12 protein-coding genes are annotated in these 15,415 nt (G+C 58.9%); 6 read left to right on the top strand and 6 right to left on the bottom strand.

The window, feature by feature from the left end; all coding sequences use genetic code 11:
- Nucleotide 1: 1 nt before the first annotated feature.
- The 3 genes from bufB to FE840_RS00295 all read right to left on the bottom strand — a co-directional run bounded on the left by bufB (nucleotide 2) and on the right by FE840_RS00295 (nucleotide 2,480).
- Complete coding sequence (bufB, locus tag FE840_RS00305; protein ID WP_138287942.1) at nucleotides 2-913, bottom strand: MNIO family bufferin maturase; 912 nt, start codon at nucleotides 911-913, stop codon at nucleotides 2-4.
- A 74-nt stretch (nucleotides 914-987) separates the two neighbouring features.
- Nucleotides 988-1,287: a BufA1 family periplasmic bufferin-type metallophore gene (locus FE840_RS00300; protein WP_138287941.1), complete on the bottom strand. Its 300-nt coding sequence runs from the start codon at nucleotides 1,285-1,287 to the stop codon at nucleotides 988-990.
- Between the two features lie 146 nt (nucleotides 1,288-1,433).
- Nucleotides 1,434-2,480, bottom strand: a complete 1,047-nt coding sequence (locus tag FE840_RS00295) for a threonine aldolase family protein (RefSeq protein WP_138287940.1) — start codon at nucleotides 2,478-2,480, stop codon at nucleotides 1,434-1,436.
- A gap of 454 nt (nucleotides 2,481-2,934) precedes the next feature.
- Here FE840_RS00295 and gltB point away from each other — a divergent pair, with 454 nt between their 5' ends.
- From gltB to FE840_RS00270, 5 genes are read left to right on the top strand one after another with little or no spacing between them, the layout of a single operon-like run.
- Nucleotides 2,935-7,656 carry a glutamate synthase large subunit gene (gene gltB, locus FE840_RS00290; protein ID WP_138287939.1) on the top strand — a complete coding sequence of 1,574 codons (4,722 nt, stop codon included), beginning with the start codon at nucleotides 2,935-2,937 and terminating at the stop codon, nucleotides 7,654-7,656.
- 59 nt (nucleotides 7,657-7,715) lie between these two features.
- Nucleotides 7,716-7,988: an antitoxin gene (locus FE840_RS00285; protein WP_171033726.1), complete on the top strand. Its 273-nt coding sequence runs from the start codon at nucleotides 7,716-7,718 to the stop codon at nucleotides 7,986-7,988.
- 8 nt (nucleotides 7,989-7,996) lie between these two features.
- The gene (locus FE840_RS00280) at nucleotides 7,997-8,383 is read left to right on the top strand and encodes a type II toxin-antitoxin system VapC family toxin (protein ID WP_246318806.1); all 387 of its coding nucleotides are present in this window, start codon (nucleotides 7,997-7,999) and stop codon (nucleotides 8,381-8,383) included.
- An 18-nt stretch (nucleotides 8,384-8,401) separates the two neighbouring features.
- Complete coding sequence (locus FE840_RS00275; RefSeq protein WP_171033725.1) at nucleotides 8,402-8,560, top strand: hypothetical protein; 159 nt, start codon at nucleotides 8,402-8,404, stop codon at nucleotides 8,558-8,560.
- 11 nt (nucleotides 8,561-8,571) lie between these two features.
- A complete protein-coding gene (locus FE840_RS00270; RefSeq protein ID WP_138287936.1) occupies nucleotides 8,572-10,026 on the top strand; it encodes a glutamate synthase subunit beta in 1,455 nt (484 codons plus the stop codon).
- A gap of 58 nt (nucleotides 10,027-10,084) precedes the next feature.
- Here the strand turns inward: FE840_RS00270 and FE840_RS00265 are convergent, their stop codons facing one another.
- Both FE840_RS00265 and FE840_RS00260 read right to left on the bottom strand, forming a co-directional pair.
- Nucleotides 10,085-11,287 carry an SGNH/GDSL hydrolase family protein gene (locus FE840_RS00265; RefSeq protein WP_138287935.1) on the bottom strand — a complete coding sequence of 401 codons (1,203 nt, stop codon included), beginning with the start codon at nucleotides 11,285-11,287 and terminating at the stop codon, nucleotides 10,085-10,087.
- Between the two features lie 155 nt (nucleotides 11,288-11,442).
- A complete protein-coding gene (locus tag FE840_RS00260; protein ID WP_138287934.1) occupies nucleotides 11,443-12,654 on the bottom strand; it encodes a lytic murein transglycosylase in 1,212 nt (403 codons plus the stop codon).
- Between the two features lie 202 nt (nucleotides 12,655-12,856).
- Here FE840_RS00260 and galU point away from each other — a divergent pair, with 202 nt between their 5' ends.
- Nucleotides 12,857-13,744 carry a UTP--glucose-1-phosphate uridylyltransferase GalU gene (galU, locus tag FE840_RS00255; RefSeq protein ID WP_138287933.1) on the top strand — a complete coding sequence of 296 codons (888 nt, stop codon included), beginning with the start codon at nucleotides 12,857-12,859 and terminating at the stop codon, nucleotides 13,742-13,744.
- A 72-nt stretch (nucleotides 13,745-13,816) separates the two neighbouring features.
- Here galU and FE840_RS00250 read toward each other — a convergent pair whose 3' ends face one another.
- Nucleotides 13,817-15,283: an outer membrane beta-barrel protein gene (locus FE840_RS00250; RefSeq protein ID WP_138287932.1), complete on the bottom strand. Its 1,467-nt coding sequence runs from the start codon at nucleotides 15,281-15,283 to the stop codon at nucleotides 13,817-13,819.
- Nucleotides 15,284-15,415: the final 132 nt, after the last annotated feature.

The raw sequence follows: 15,415 nt of genomic DNA, 5'->3' as shown, positions 1-15,415 counted from the left end.
GTCAACCAGCATGGCGAAGCCTCGGATTTGCGAAGGTCGCGAAGCGATCGAGGATCTTTTCCGCGCGCTGCGCCTCCGCCTTCAGGATGGGCCAGTCGGGTACGTCATTGTCCCATTCGATGAGTGTTGGCAGAGGACCGGTTCTTGCGAGGACTTCCGTATAGAGCGCCCAGACGATGTCATCGACGGCGCGATCATGGCTGTCGATGAGGAGAGGGGCTCCCAGATCATCTTCGTCTGTCGCATGCCCGGCAAGGTGGATTTCCCGGACATGTTCGAGGGGGAAAGATGCGAGATAGTCCAGCCGTGAATAGGCGTGGTTGGTCGCCGAGACATGGATATTGCTCACATCCAGCAGCAGCCCGCAGCCTGTGCGTTGGACAATCGCGCGGATGAAATCCGTCTCGCTCATCGTCGCTGCTTCGAAGGCGATATAGGTCGACGGGTTTTCCAACAGAATAGTGCGGCCCAGTGTTTCCTGGACCTTTGAGATGTGGTCGCAAACGCGTGAAAGCGTGGCCTCGTTGTAGGGGACGGGCAGGAGATCATTAAAGAAATGGTTGTCATGGGTCGACCACGCCAGATGCTCAGAAACCTGCTCCGGCTGGTAGCGGTCGACTACGGTTTTCAACCTGTTCAGATGCTCCGAATCCAGGCCGGATGGGCTGCCGATCGACAAGCCGACACCATGGATGGAAAGGGGGAAGTCGGCACGCATGCGCGTGAGGATCCGGTGAGGATGGCCGCCAGCGCCCATATAGTTTTCGGCGTGTACCTCAAGAAAGCCGATCCGGTAGTCATCGGTGAGGATCTGATCGGCATGTTGTGTCTTGAAACCCGCACCTGCACGAGCTGGAAGGCCAGTCGACCAGGTCGCAGCCAAGGTTCTGTTGTGTGCTTCCAGCGTTTTCATCGCGATCTCCACTGGACTTCTACCTGGACAAGGGGACGGCACCCCCGCTGCTTGCGGGGATGCCGTATGCGAGATCAGGCGGGAAGATCGCGCTCAAGCGCTGTCAGCGAACCCATGCGGCCATCGGGGAGGGCCATGGTCGTGCAGCTGCCCTTGGCGACATAGGTCCAGGCATTGCCCTGATAGTCGACCTTGGAGGTGCCGGCGCAGGTGGTTCCGGGGCCGGCTGCGCAGTCGTTCTTGCCGGCGAGCGAAATGCCGAAGCACTTTTCCTGTTCCTGGGCAACGGCGTGGCCGGATACCAGGGTTGCGCCGCTGACGGCCATGGTGACGGCTGCGGCCAGAGCGGCCGAATTCATTGTGAACTTGCTCATGATGCTTCTCCTCGGAGCGAGTTGCTCGGTGTTCGTGCCAGCCCCGTATTGGGCTGGTGGGAAGATCATGCGGCGATTTGGCCTGCTTGGGAAATAAATGTAAGTTGTAGAAATCGCGATCAGATACTTTGTAAGAAAGCCAGATCTCAAACGACATCTATGAATTGATTCACTTCTGTTTCGGTTGTGGCGAAACTTGTCACCAGACGAACAAGTGTTTCATCTTCACCTACCAGATACGGGTTCTCACGTGGGATGGACCAGTCGTAGAAACGTGCCCCTTTGGTCCGTGCACGCTCTGCTGATGTCTTGTCGAGCAGCGCAAAGACTTCATTTGCCTGCGTGTCCCAAGCGAGCCTTGCAGTGTTCTTGGATTGCAATCCGGCTCTCAGGCGATCTGCCATCGTGTTCGCATGGCTCGCCATTTCAAGCCACAGACCGTTGTCCAGATAGGCTTCCAGCTGGGCTGAAATGAAACGCGTCTTTGAGAAGAGTTGGGCCGAGCGCTTGCGGATATAGGGCATCTCCTTCGCCATTTCCGGCTTCATGAAGACAATCGCTTCCGCACACCAGCAACCGTTCTTCGTGCCACCAAAAGAAAGAATGTCGATACCACGTTTCCAGGTCATTTCTGCCGGTGTGGCATCGAGCGCGACGAGGGCATTGGCAAAGCGCGCGCCATCCATATGAAGGGGAAGGTTTTTCGCCTTGGTCAGGGCAGCGATTTCATCAAGTTCATTGAGTTTGTAGACGGTGCCTGCTTCCGTCGCCTGGGTCACAGTGACGGCCATTGGCTGGCCATGATGCACCGAGGGGGTGTCGAAGCCAGACAACGCCTTCGCCAGCGCGCCGCTGTCGATCTTGCCATGGCCGCCTTCCACGGGGAGCAGTCTCGTCGCTCCGGTCAGGAATTCCGGCGCTCCGCCTTCATCAGCTGTGACATGTGCTTCATAGTGACAGAGGGTAACGCCTCCCGGTCGGGCGACACTCGCGAGTGCCAGAGAATTGGCGGCTGTGCCGGTGGCCACGAAGAAAACTGAAACCTCGCGCTCGAACAGGCTATTGAAGTGTTCCTCGATCCGCTTGTCCTGATCGCTCGTGCCATAGGCAGACGCATAACCCGAAGCATGGCTGGTGAGGCTTTCAGCGATTTTCGGATGAACGCCGGCCCAGTTATCAGATGCGAAGAACATGTCGTATTCCCGATTTGTGAATCTCGTGCCAAGCCTCGGCGCTGGATGCTGTGCTCCGCAGGCCAAAGGTGCAGTGTTGCGAGATTAGGGATTTAGCCCCGTTGGGCAATAGGACAGGCAACGGACCAAACTTTTCTCGACCTGTTCGCAAGAAGATCACGCGCAAAGGAGCGGTCTGCGCAATAAAATTACGCGGTGCGCATGCTTTGCGATCTTTTGCGCCGCCAGAGCGGTTAATTTTCTTGGCATGCCCTTGCGTGTGTGTTTACTTTCTGTCATATCACCAATCCGAATTAGGTCAGATGTATTGACCTAATTTCAGCTTCGGCTTCGAAGTTCCGGTTGTCATGCTGGTTTGGTCCTCAAGGGCTAGACTGGTGCACGACCGAGGTTCGGATCGCCAGGTGCTTAAGATTTCGACCCGCTTCAGGCAGGTTCAACAGGAGGGAAGGCAATGACGAAGATGACGCCATCCAAGGACATCATTGAAACCGCAGCAGCCGAGGCGGCGGCAACAGGTCGTTCCTTGCGCTCCGTGGGTCTTCCGCCGAAGCAGGGCCTTTACGATCCGAAAAATGAACATGATGCCTGCGGCGTCGGCTTCATCGCTCATATGAAGGGGCAGAAGTCCCACCAGATCGTCAAGGATGGTTTGTTCATTCTCGAAAACCTTACACATCGCGGGGCTGTCGGTGCGGACCCGCTGATGGGCGATGGTGCCGGCATTCTCGTCCAGATCCCGGATCGCTTCTTCCGGGAGGAAATGGCCAAGCAGGGCATCACACTGCCGAAGGCCGGAGAATACGCCGTCGGTCACTTCTTCTTCCCGCAGGACGAGAAGCAGATCGAGCATTTCAAGCAGGTGATTGCCGAGGTCTGTCTTGATGAGGGCCAGCATCTCATCGGCTATCGCGATGTGCCGGTCGACAATTCCTCGCTTTCCAAGGCGCCCGAGATTGCGGCCACCGAGCCGCGCCATATTCAGGTATTCATTGGTGCCGGGCGAGACGCGGCGACCCGGGATCAGTTCGAGCGCCGCCTGTTCTTGCTGCGCAAGGTGATTTCCAACCGCATCTATGACCAATACGGCGGTCAGGACACCGGCTTCTACCCGGTCTCTCTTTCGTCGTCGACGATCGTCTACAAGGGCATGTTCCTCGCCTACCAGGTGGGTACTTACTATAAGGATCTTGCCGATCCGCGTTTTGAAAGCGCGGTCGCGCTCGTCCACCAGCGCTTCTCGACCAACACCTTCCCTTCCTGGAAGCTCGCGCACCCCTATCGCATGGTCGCTCATAACGGCGAAATCAACACGCTGCGCGGCAATGTCAACTGGATGGCGGCACGTCAGGCGTCGGTCTCCTCGCCGCTGTTTGGCGACGATATCACCAAGCTCTGGCCGATCTCCTACGAAGGTCAGTCCGACACGGCCTGCTTTGACAACGCTCTCGAGTTCCTGCAGCGCGGCGGCTACTCGCTCGCCCATGCTGTGATGATGCTGATCCCCGAGGCCTGGGCCGGAAACCAGTTGATGACGCCCGAGCGCAAGGCGTTTTACGAGTATCACGCGGCATTGATGGAGCCGTGGGACGGACCGGCTGCCGTCTGTTTTACCGATGGCAGGCAGATTGGCGCGACGCTCGACCGCAATGGTCTGCGTCCCGCGCGTTACATCGTGACGGATGATGATCGCGTCATTCTTGCGTCCGAAGCCGGTACGCTTCCTGTTGCGGAAGAGAAGATCGTCAAGAAGTGGCGGCTGCAGCCGGGCAAGATGCTGCTCATCGACATGGAAGAAGGCCGGATTATTTCCGACGAAGAGGTCAAGTCGAAGCTCGCCGGCAAGCATCCCTATCGCGAGTGGCTCGATCGCACGCAGTTGATCCTCGAAGACCTGAAGCCCGTGGAACCGCGCGCATTGCGCCGTGACGTCTCTCTGCTCGACCGCCAGCAGGCCTTTGGTTACACGAGCGAAGACACTAAGCTTCTGATGTCTCCTATGGCGACCACGGGTCAGGAAGCCGTAGGTTCGATGGGAACGGATACGCCGATCTCGGCAATGTCTGAAAAGTCGAAGCTGCTCTACACCTATTTCAAGCAGAACTTCGCCCAGGTGACCAACCCGCCGATCGATCCGATCCGCGAAGAGCTGGTCATGAGCCTCGTCTCCTTCATCGGCCCGCGTCCGAACATTCTCGACCATGAGGGCATGGCGAATGCCAAGCGCATGGAAGTGCGCCAGCCGATCCTGACCAATGGCGATCTCGAAAAGATCCGCTCGATCGGTCACATGGAAGACCGCTTCGACACGAAGACGCTCGACTTCACCTATGATGTCAGCCGGGGTGCCGAAGGCATGCCGGAAATGCTGGATCGTCTTTGCGAACGCGCCGAGGCGGCCGTTCGTGGTGGCTACAACATTATTGTCCTGTCTGACCGTCAGATTGGACCGGATCGGATTGCCATCCCGGCATTGCTGGCAACGGCGGCGGTACACCATCACCTGATCCGCAAGGGTCTGCGTACATCGGTGGGCATCGTTGTGGAATCGGGCGAACCGCGTGAAGTCCACCACTTCTGCTGTCTGGCTGGCTTCGGGGCTGAAGCAATCAACCCCTATCTCGCATTCGATACGCTGACCGACATGCACAAGCATGGCGAGTTTCCGCCGGAAGTCGATGAGCGCGAGGTTGTCACGCGCTATATCAAGGCGATCGGCAAGGGTATCCTCAAGGTCATGTCGAAGATGGGCATCTCGACCTATCAGTCCTATTGCGGTGCGCAAATTTTCGACGCTGTCGGTCTGTCGTCAGAACTGGTGGACAAGTATTTCTTCGGCACGGCGACGACCATCGAAGGTGTTGGCCTGGCCGAGATCGCCGAAGAGACCGTTGCCCGTCATCAGGCGGCCTTCGGCAAGGATCCGGTACTTGCGAGTTCGCTCGACGTCGGTGGTGAATATGCCTATCGCATCCGTGGCGAAAACCATGCCTGGAGCCCGGATTCGATTGCGTCGCTGCAGCATGCCGTTCGCGGTAACAGCCAGGATCGCTATCGCGAATTCGCCGAGATGGTCAACGAGAGCAATCTTCGGATGAACACCATCCGTGGCCTGTTCAAGATCAAGTCGGCAGAAGCACTTGGCCGCAAGCCGATCCCGGTTGACGAGGTCGAGCCGGCGGTCGACATCGTCAAGCGCTTCTCGACCGGTGCCATGTCCTTTGGCTCGATTTCCCGCGAGGCGCACACCACGCTGGCGATCGCGATGAACCGTATCGGTGGCAAGTCCAACACCGGTGAGGGTGGTGAGGAAAGCGATCGCTACATGCCGCTGCCGGATGGTTCGATGAACCCCGAGCGCTCCGCGATCAAGCAGATCGCATCCGGCCGCTTCGGTGTGACGACGGAATATCTCGTCAATGCCGACATGCTGCAGATCAAGGTGGCGCAGGGTGCAAAGCCCGGCGAAGGTGGCCAGCTGCCGGGTCACAAGGTTGACGCGACGATTGCCAAGACCCGCCACTCCACACCTGGTGTCGGTCTCATTTCGCCACCGCCGCATCACGACATCTATTCGATCGAGGATCTGGCGCAGCTGATCTACGACCTGAAGAACGTCAATCCGGTGGCCGATATCTCGGTCAAGCTCGTCTCCGAGGTTGGTGTTGGAACCGTTGCTGCCGGTGTTGCAAAGGCCCGTGCTGACCATATCACCATCTCCGGTTTCGACGGTGGAACGGGTGCTTCGCCGCTCACCTCGCTGAAGCATGCCGGTAGCCCGTGGGAAATCGGTCTGGCCGAGACGCAGCAGACGCTGGTGCTGAACGGTCTTCGTTCGCGTGTTGCCCTGCAGGTCGACGGAGGACTGAAGACGGGTCGGGATGTGATCGTCGGTGCTTTGCTTGGAGCGGATGAATTCGGCTTTGCGACAGCTCCGCTGATTGCCGCAGGTTGCATCATGATGCGCAAGTGCCATCTGAACACCTGCCCAGTGGGCGTTGCAACCCAGGACCCTGTCCTGCGCAAGCGCTTCAAGGGTGCGCCTGAGCATGTGGTCAACTACTTCTTCTTCGTCGCTGAAGAGGTTCGCGAGATCCTGGCGTCGCTTGGCGTTCGCAAGCTTGACGAAATCATCGGTGCATCGGAACTGCTCGAGAAAGATGTCATGCTGGCTCATTGGAAGGCTCGTGGCCTCGACTTCGGTCGCATCTTCCACAAGGTAGAAGCGCCGAAGGAGGCGACCTACTGGACAGAACGTCAGGAGCATCCGATTGTCGACATCCTTGATCGCAAGCTGATCGAGAAGTCGATGCCGGCACTCGAAAACAAGCAGCCGGTCGTCTTCGACGTCGATATCAAGAATGTTGACCGTTCCGCCGGTGCCATGCTGTCGGGTGAGCTTGCAAAGCGTTATGGCCACAAGGGGCTTAAGGACGACACGATCCATGTCACGTTGAATGGCACGGCAGGACAATCCTTCGGTGCCTTCCTGGCCCGCGGCATCACCTTCGACCTGGTGGGTGACGGCAATGACTATGTCGGCAAGGGGCTGTCCGGTGGACGCATCATCGTCCGCCCGCCGGAAAATGCGCGGATCGTCGCGGAAAACTCGATCATCGTCGGCAATACCGTGCTCTACGGTGCGATTGCCGGGGAATGCTATTTCCGGGGCGTGGCGGGAGAACGCTTTGCCGTGCGCAATTCCGGGGCCGTGGCCGTTGTCGAAGGCGTCGGTGACCATGGCTGCGAATACATGACGGGCGGTGTTGTGGTCGTGCTGGGCGGCACGGGCCGCAACTTTGCGGCCGGCATGTCGGGCGGCGTTGCCTATGTTCTGGACGAGAGCGGTGATTTTGCCAGCCGTTGCAACATGGCGATGGTCGAGCTGGAGCCGGTGCCTGAAGAAGACGACATGCTGGAAAAGCTGCATCACCATGGCGGCGACCTCATGCACAAGGGACGCGTCGATGTGTCCGGCGATATGACCCGCCATGACGAGGAGCGCCTCTATCAGTTGATCTCGAACCACCTGCATTACACTGGCTCGAACCGGGCCAAGCAGGTTCTCGACAACTGGGCAGAGTTCCGTCCGAAGTTCCGCAAGGTCATGCCGGTCGAATATCGCCGTGCGCTTGAGGAGATGGAGCGCATGCGGATGGGCGTAGCTGCGGAATGAGTTCTACAGCCTCAGATGTTGTGATATGCTTTTAGCATATCGCAAGAATGAGGCCCGACATGAACGAGTATGTGAAGGACACAGGGGAAGCTGGCGAGGTCGCTGTCGCCATCTTCAAGAATGGTCGAAGCCGGGCTGTCCGCATCCCGAAGGAATTCGATCTTGAAGGTGATCGCGCCGTTATGGTGCGCCAACCGGATGGTTCGATCCTGATGCGGACGGCAGTGACTGCCGGGTTGATCGAATATCTCAAGCAGGCGGAAGCCTGGAGCGGAGAGGATTTCGTCGAGAATGACGACGATCTGGCGCCGCTCAGTGAGGTCGAGATCTGATGCGGTACATGCTCGATACCAACATCGTTTCGGCGATCGTCAGGGATCCGCGTGGAAGGGTTCTTGAACGGCTCCTTGAGGTTGGGCAGGAGAACGCCTTTATCAGCATTATCACCCACGGTGAGATCTGGTTCGGCGTTAAAAAAAATGGCTCCGAGGAGTTGTCTCGGAAGGTTTCAGCAGTGACGCGGCGCCTCTATGTGGCGCCCCTTCAACTGCCAAGTGATCAACGGTACGCCGACGTTCGGCTGGCGCTGAGGCAGGGCAAGAATATCGGTCCAAACGACCTTTGGATCGCGGCACATGCGCTGGCGCTGGACGCCGTGCTTGTGACGAACAACGAGAGTGAGTTTTCCCGGGTTCCGGGACTGAAGATCGAGAACTGGCTGCGATAGCGGCGGAGAGGAAGCAGAATGCGCAAGATGCATCTCCCCGTGTCCATCACTCTGGGGATCGCTGTTCCGGCCGTTGTCTATCTGGTCAATGGCTCGATTGGAATTGAGTTCATCGTGCTGGGGGCGATTATCGGCCTCGCCTACTGGTATTGGGGGCCTCTGGGCCTGCCGTTTTGAAAGGGTAAGACATGGGCAAGGTTACAGGTTTCATGGAAATCGACCGGCAGGTGGCGAAGTATCAGCCGGCCTCCGACCGCATTCGCCATTTCCGCGAATTCACCATCCCCATGTCGGATGCTGAGGTCACCAAGCAGGCGGCGCGCTGCATGGATTGCGGCATTCCCTACTGCCATGGTCCGACCGGCTGTCCGGTGCACAACCAGATCCCGGACTGGAACGACCTCGTCTATAACAACAAGTGGGAGGAGGCGATCCGCAACCTCCACTCGACGAACAACTTCCCGGAATTCACCGGTCGCGTCTGCCCGGCGCCTTGCGAGGAAGCATGCACGCTGAACCTTGAAGACACGCCGGTCGCGATCAAGACCGTCGAGCAGGCGATTGCCGACAAGGCCTATGAACTCGGCTTCATCGTGCCGCAGCCGGCAACGATCCATACCGGCAAGAAGGTGGCGATCATCGGCTCCGGTCCATCGGGTCTCGCCGCTGCCCAGCAGCTCGGTCGCGCCGGCCATGAAGTGCATGTCTACGAGCGTGAATCCAAGCCCGGTGGCCTGCTGCGCTATGGCATTCCGGACTTCAAGATGGAGAAGAACTTCATCGATCGCCGCGTCGAGCAGATGAAGGGCGAAAACGTCACCTTCCATTGCGGCGTCAATGTCGGCGTCGACGTGACCGTCGAGAAGCTGCGTGCGGACTATGATGCCGTGCTCTATTGCGGTGGTTCGGAGACCCCGCGCGAGGCCGGCATTCCCGGCGTCGAGTTCCATGGTGTGCATGATGCCATGCCTTATCTCGTGCAGCAGAACCGCCGCGTCGGTCGCGAAAACATCGACAGCGCCGGCTGGCCGGCCGACCCGATCCTGGCCGGTGGCAAGCATGTCGTCGTCGTCGGTGGCGGTGATACGGCGTCTGACTGCGTCGGCACGGCCTTCCGCCAGGGCGCCGTCAAGGTAACCCAGCTCGACATCCGTCCGCGTCCGCCGCAGACCGAAGACAAGCTCGCCGTCTGGCCCTTCTGGGCAACCAAGATGCGCACCTCGTCTTCGCAGGCTGAAGGCGCTGTTCGCGAGTTCCAGGTGGCAACGCTCGAATTCGTCGGCGAAGACGGCGTGCTGACCGGCGTCAAGTGCTGCCAGGTTGACGAGCGCCGCAAGCCGATCGCCGGCACCGAGTTCATCATCAAGGCCGATCTCGCCTTCATCGCCATCGGCTTCTCCGGCCCGTTCACCGACAGCGTGTTGAAGGAACTCAACGGCAAGCTTGAGCTCAATACCGACCGCCGCGGTTCGACCAATGTCGTTGCCAACGACAAGGACTATCGTTCGTCGATCGACAAGCTCTGGGTTGCCGGTGACGCCCGTCGCGGCCAGTCGCTGGTCGTCTGGGCGATCCGCGAAGGACGTCAGGCCGCCCGCGCCATCGACGAAGCCCTGATGGGCGAAAGCGTTCTGCCGCGGTAAGCGGGCAGCCCGCCGAGACTATCGAGGGTCGCCTTTGTGCGGCCCTTTATCTTGGCCGTCAGGGGGTTGCCGTGCTCTGTTGCCCTTGAGGACGCGGCAGACGAACGTAGTCAATTCGCCCTGCAGGTGGTTCCGGGAGAGTGCCGTTGCTCACCAATTGATCGCGAGGCGAGAGGATCGGGGCCATGGGGAGTGGCGCTGATCCCAGAAGTTCGCTGGCGCCATCAAGCTCGGGATCGAATAGACTAATAGGCGAAGTCGAGATCACATTGTTCATCTCGGTTGGTGCAAGGCTCAGCAAGTCGGGAAGATTGTCTGCATCAAGGCGCACCAGGTCAGGGCTCGTCATATCTCCCAGAATGCGGCGAATGGATTTCTCCGTATAGAAGGCAAGCTTCCGCTTGCCCGCGCTGGTGAAACCAATACCGTCGGAACCGCGCAGGCGCACCTGCTGGCCATTGATGTCGGAGCCGGTGATGATAAAGCGCCCTTCCTGGTCCACGAAGCCGTCCCAGACATCGACAAAGTCGCCCCTGACCTGCTCGACGCTGCGCCGGTAGATGGCGTTCAGCCGGATGGCATCCGCAGTCATGTTTTGCGGTCGGAAGGCTGGTAACCCCACCCAGACAAGCGGTATATTGGTCTGGCGCGCAATGTCGGCAAAAGCGTTCACCCGCTTCTCATAGGCCGTGAACCAGGCGTCGGTGCGAAAGTCCAGGCGCCCTTCTGAACCCACGATCTGTTGGCGATCATTGGCTCCGATCTGCACCACCAAGACGGCCGGCTTCACCTCGGCAATAATGCCGGGAAGTTCCTGGGGCCAGTTATAGAAATCGTCGCGGACGAGGCCCGAAGAGCCATTGCTACGGTTTTCGACAACGACACCGGGCGATGCCTCAAACGCGGTGATCAGGCCATCACTGAGGCCACTGGCGACGAAGTCACCAACCACCAGTACTTTCTTTGCATTCTCGATCTTCGCCGGGGGCTTTTGGACCGCTGATGCAGCGGCTGCTCCCGTCGAAATACTGGTGACACTGTTGTTCGTCGTTCTGCGTGCTCTCGGCTGGCGATCCTGCCGCTGCAAGGGTCGAGAAGGTTCGACCACCTGCTGGCGCGGACCAAACAACATTTCGAGCAGATTGCGCCGCTTTGGTTGCTCCTGCGCTACAGCGAGATCTGCAACAAGCGAAAAGCAGAGCGCAATGACCAGGCCCCATAAGGGGACCAGTCTCGATTGCGTCGCGTGTCTACCGAACATCTCTATCGCCTATGCCTTTTTTGCCTGCAGCCAACAGGGACAAGCAGATTGAACAGGTTTGTGTTCCGCTTGTTTGCCAAGAAGCTGAAGGCCTGACGCATCCGCTGTCAGACCCTCAGGATCGCCTCTCTAGCTTGCCAGCCAAAAAGGCAATGTCAATTGCGCAGCTTGTCCAGAAGGACGCGCGAAGGCTGGCCGTCGGACGGCAGACCGAGCCTCTGCTGGATCGCGGCGATGGCTGCCCGCGATCCGGAGCCGATATTGCCGTCGATCTTGCCATCGTAATAACCGAGGGCTTGCAGACGGGTCTGCAATTCGAACTTTTCATTGACATCTAGGCTGCCATCCGGCCGGGGCCAACGCTGACGCATTCCGCCATAGCCGGCAATTTCGTCAGCCAGGAGGCCTACCCCAAGCGCGTAGCTGTCCGCGTTGTTGTAACGCTTGATGACAAAGAAATTGCGGGTCATCAGGAAGCCCGGTCCATTGGGGCCGGCCATCATTTTCAGTTCTGCGCGCTCGCTTCCGTCTCTAAAGCCGCGACCATTCGGACGTTTGAAACCGAGCGCTTCCCATTGAGCCACCGTCTTTGTCTGGCCGTCATATCTTGCCCCGCCACGGGGTACGGCAATTTCGTAGCCCCAGGTGCGGCCCGTCCGCCAGCCGTTCTTCTCCAGAAGATTGGCCGCTGTTGCCAGCGCATCCGGGATCGAATGCCAGATGTCCTTGGTTCCGTTGCCATCGGCGTCGATCTTGTAGAGCAGATAGCTTGTCGGGATGAACTGCGTGTGACCCATGGCACCTGCCCAGGAGCCCATCAGTCCCTTGTTATCGACATCGCCGTTCTGCAGCATCTTGAGGGCCGCAATGAGCTGGGTGCGGGCATATTTGGCGCGCCGCTTGTCCGCATAGGCAAGCGTTGCCAGCGAGCGCGGCACGTTGTGAAGTCTGTCGGGACGCTCAAGCGCCGCACCGTAATTTGACTCCATCGACCAGATGGCAAGCAGAATATGCTTGTCTACACCGAAGTGTCGTTCGATCGCATCCAGTGTGCGACCATGTTTCGCGAGCATCTCCTGCCCGACGCGAACGGTGTAAGGGTTCACCCGGCTGTCCAGATAGTCCCAGATCTCGGACTTGAATTCAGGCTGAAAGGCTGCCTTCTCGAGAACGAAAGGGTCCGGCTCGGTCACGCCCTGGAAGGCCTGGCGATAGGTCCTTTCAGTAATGCCCTCTCTTGCGGCTGTCGCATAGAAATCATTAATCCATTTACGGAAGCCCGCATCCGCCTGCGCTGTTGCGGGCATGAAGGCAGTTGCAATGGACAGAGCCACTGCTGCGATGAGGGTCTGGTGCTTTCTTGTCATGGGCATCTCCCCGTTTCACATACGGTTCGTCTTTCAGCCGGAACAAAGGCTGTTCACCCCAGGTTAATGCGATTGCGTCAACAAATTCTTTACCACGCCGATTAGCTCAATCGACATCTTTGCGAAATCGTAGCAAATTTCACTTAAGCGGGCGAGAGCGTGGTGAAGACGCTAAAATATCTTGATCCTCAGGGAGGAATGTGTGGTTCAACCGAATAAGCTCCGCAAGGCCGTCTTTCCAGTTGCCGGCCTTGGCACCCGATTTTTGCCTGCCACCAAAGCCGTCCCAAAGGAAATGCTGACCGTCGTCGACAAGCCTGTCATCCAGTATGTTGTGGATGAGGCGATCGAGGCCGGAATCGAGCATTTCGTTTTCGTGACAGGCCGCGGCAAGGCGGTGATCGAGGATTATTTCGACATTCAGTTCGAATTGGAGCAGACGCTCAAGGCACGCAACAAGAATGCCGAACTGAGCATGCTGGATGCACTCCAGCCTACCGCCGGTCAGACAAGCTTTACCCGCCAGCAGGAGCCACTTGGCCTTGGTCATGCGGTCTGGTGCGCGCGGGACATCGTGGGGCGCGAGCCTTTTGCTCTGCTGCTACCCGACATGATCATGCGCGGCGAAAAGGCCTGCCTGAAAGGCATGGTCGAGCTTTACGAAAAGACGGGCGGCAATATCGTTGCCGTGGAAGAATGCGCTCCTGACCAGGCCCACAAATACGGGATTGTCGGGGTTGGCGATGCACTGGAAGGCGGCTTCAAGATCACCGAGATGGTGGAAAAGCCGGCCAAGGGGACGGCTCCTTCGAACTTCTTCATCAATGGTCGCTACATCCTCCAGCCCGAAATCTTCAAGATCCTGGAAACCCAGGAGCGCGGCGCTGGTAATGAAATCCAGCTGACCGATGGCATGTTGAAGCTCGCTCAATCGCAGCCGTTCGCCGGATATCACTTCAAGGGCCAGACGTTTGACTGCGGCGCCAAGGACGGCTTCATCCTGGCCAATGTCTCGTTTGCCATCGAGCGTCCGGATATTCGCCCTGCCATCGAAGAGCAGTTGAAGGCGTTGCTGGCTGCCCTCAAGTAAAATACCGGTCGCGTTCGCCTTGTATCGCGCCTGTGATTCACGTCTGCCGGTCGGCTGATCGATCGGCAGACCTTATCGTTTTGCGGTGATCCCGATCAGCGCGGTCGTGGTCCGGCTCCGTCCACCTGACTCGAAATCCGTCTGCTCGTAATTCACGTCTGCGGTCAAATCGAGGTAGCGGTTGATGCCCCATGTCAGACCCGCGCCTACTGCCATTGTCTGGCGGTCGTTGGTCGAGGCGTTGCCATCAAAGCGGGTCCAGCGGGTCGAGCCACTCAGGCGGGCGACCAGGGTTTCCCGCAATTGCTGGCTCAGTCCCAGGTTCACTTCATTCAGCACGCTGCCGCTGACGCCGGGCGTGGTCGAGGGCTCGATGCTTGTCCGCAGCGCCAGGTTCACGTTGGTTCCCAGCCGAGGCGACCATGTCACATTGCCGTCAACCGTATAGGCTTCGATATCGGCAAGACGGCTGTCGTCATATCGCTGCATGGTGTAGCCGAGCGCCAGTTCGCCGCGCAGTTTTTCGCCCAGATCCAGTGCAACACCCGTTCTGGCCGCATAAGTGTCTGCCGAACGTGCAAAGCCGGCCCTGTCTCGCTCTTCGTCATAGGCGATGCGACCGATCGATGCCTCGATGAACGGAATGAGCACCGGGGAAACCTGATAGCCGAGACGCGTTGTCAAAACAGCGCTGGTCCGGTCCCGGTCGGCCAGCGACAGGTTGGTGCCATTCGGGAATTCGGCATCGGAGTAGACGGAGCGTGTTACATCGGCAGACACCGTTCCACGCAACAGGCCCAGTTCGCGCTGTAGGGACAGACCGCCATTAAACTGATGCACGCCGGACTGGACGGACGCGCCGGAAATCGCGTTCGGGTCCGTGTTTTCCTCCCGATCAAATCCGTAGTCACCTCGGATCGTGGCGGTCGTTCCTTCGCTCAGGTCGAGACGCAGGTTGGCACGTATATCTGCCCTTGGCCTATCCTGACCTTGACCGGATATGGTCTCCTGCCACACGCCTTCGCCTTCGATGTCGAGCTGATGGCGTGACCAGTCGGAGGTCAATGTCCCTTTGAGGCCGGTCTCCGAGAAGGTGCGGTTGCGCTTTCCGGCACCGTCTTCAATCATTTCGTGGCCGAGCCTCTGGGTGATCGATGGTCGGAGCACGAAGCTTCCAAGCCTTATGCCGTCTGTCTCTCCGGAAAGCGGCTGCGCCCGACCGGCGGAAGCGCCATCCGGCAGATCCTGCTCGACGCGTCCCTGTGGCAGGTTCATGCGGCTTTCATCCATGCCGTCGGTGGCCATCGGGGTCAGCGTCGGCAGCGCCTGGGTCGTCGTCGGATCAGGGGTATCGGTGCCCGATGTCGTATCAGAAGTTCCGTCAAGGCTGCTGTCAGCCGATGCGCCTTGCGTCGTCGACAAAGCCTGAGCAAGGGCAGGGGAGGCCGCAGCAAAGACGCTGCCTGCCAGCAGTGCCGTCAGCATGCAAAGCCCGGTGCGTGCCGGGCCGCGACTGCCTGAGGATCTGGTCTTGCTCATGAATCATTGTCCGCGGAACTGAAATGCTTACCCAAACGTAAAACCATATGGTTAACGTTTGGTTGAGCATGGCGAAAACGGGCTTCGGCAGGCCCCCTATTCGACCTCCTGCCGAGTGGACAGGCTTTGGCA

The sequence above is a fragment of the Peteryoungia desertarenae genome, from assembly GCF_005860795.2.
In the GTDB taxonomy this organism is placed as follows: domain Bacteria; phylum Pseudomonadota; class Alphaproteobacteria; order Rhizobiales; family Rhizobiaceae; genus Allorhizobium; species Allorhizobium desertarenae.
This window is presented reverse-complemented; position numbering and strand designations above follow the sequence as displayed.

Excerpts from the sequence above, each read along its gene's own strand:
- bufB (WP_138287942.1), bottom strand. The coding sequence starts at position 913 with ATGAAAACGCTGGAAGCACACAACAGAACCTTGGCTGCGACCTGGTCG.
- FE840_RS00300 (WP_138287941.1), bottom strand. The coding sequence starts at position 1,287 with ATGAGCAAGTTCACAATGAATTCGGCCGCTCTGGCCGCAGCCGTCACC.
- FE840_RS00295 (WP_138287940.1), bottom strand. The coding sequence starts at position 2,480 with ATGTTCTTCGCATCTGATAACTGGGCCGGCGTTCATCCGAAAATCGCT.
- gltB (WP_138287939.1), top strand. The coding sequence starts at position 2,935 with ATGACGAAGATGACGCCATCCAAGGACATCATTGAAACCGCAGCAGCC.
- FE840_RS00285 (WP_171033726.1), top strand. The coding sequence starts at position 7,716 with ATGAACGAGTATGTGAAGGACACAGGGGAAGCTGGCGAGGTCGCTGTC.
- FE840_RS00280 (WP_246318806.1), top strand. The coding sequence starts at position 7,997 with ATGCTCGATACCAACATCGTTTCGGCGATCGTCAGGGATCCGCGTGGA.
- FE840_RS00275 (WP_171033725.1), top strand. The coding sequence starts at position 8,402 with ATGCGCAAGATGCATCTCCCCGTGTCCATCACTCTGGGGATCGCTGTT.
- FE840_RS00270 (WP_138287936.1), top strand. The coding sequence starts at position 8,572 with ATGGGCAAGGTTACAGGTTTCATGGAAATCGACCGGCAGGTGGCGAAG.
- FE840_RS00265 (WP_138287935.1), bottom strand. The coding sequence starts at position 11,287 with ATGTTCGGTAGACACGCGACGCAATCGAGACTGGTCCCCTTATGGGGC.
- FE840_RS00260 (WP_138287934.1), bottom strand. The coding sequence starts at position 12,654 with ATGACAAGAAAGCACCAGACCCTCATCGCAGCAGTGGCTCTGTCCATT.
- FE840_RS00250 (WP_138287932.1), bottom strand. The coding sequence starts at position 15,283 with ATGAGCAAGACCAGATCCTCAGGCAGTCGCGGCCCGGCACGCACCGGG.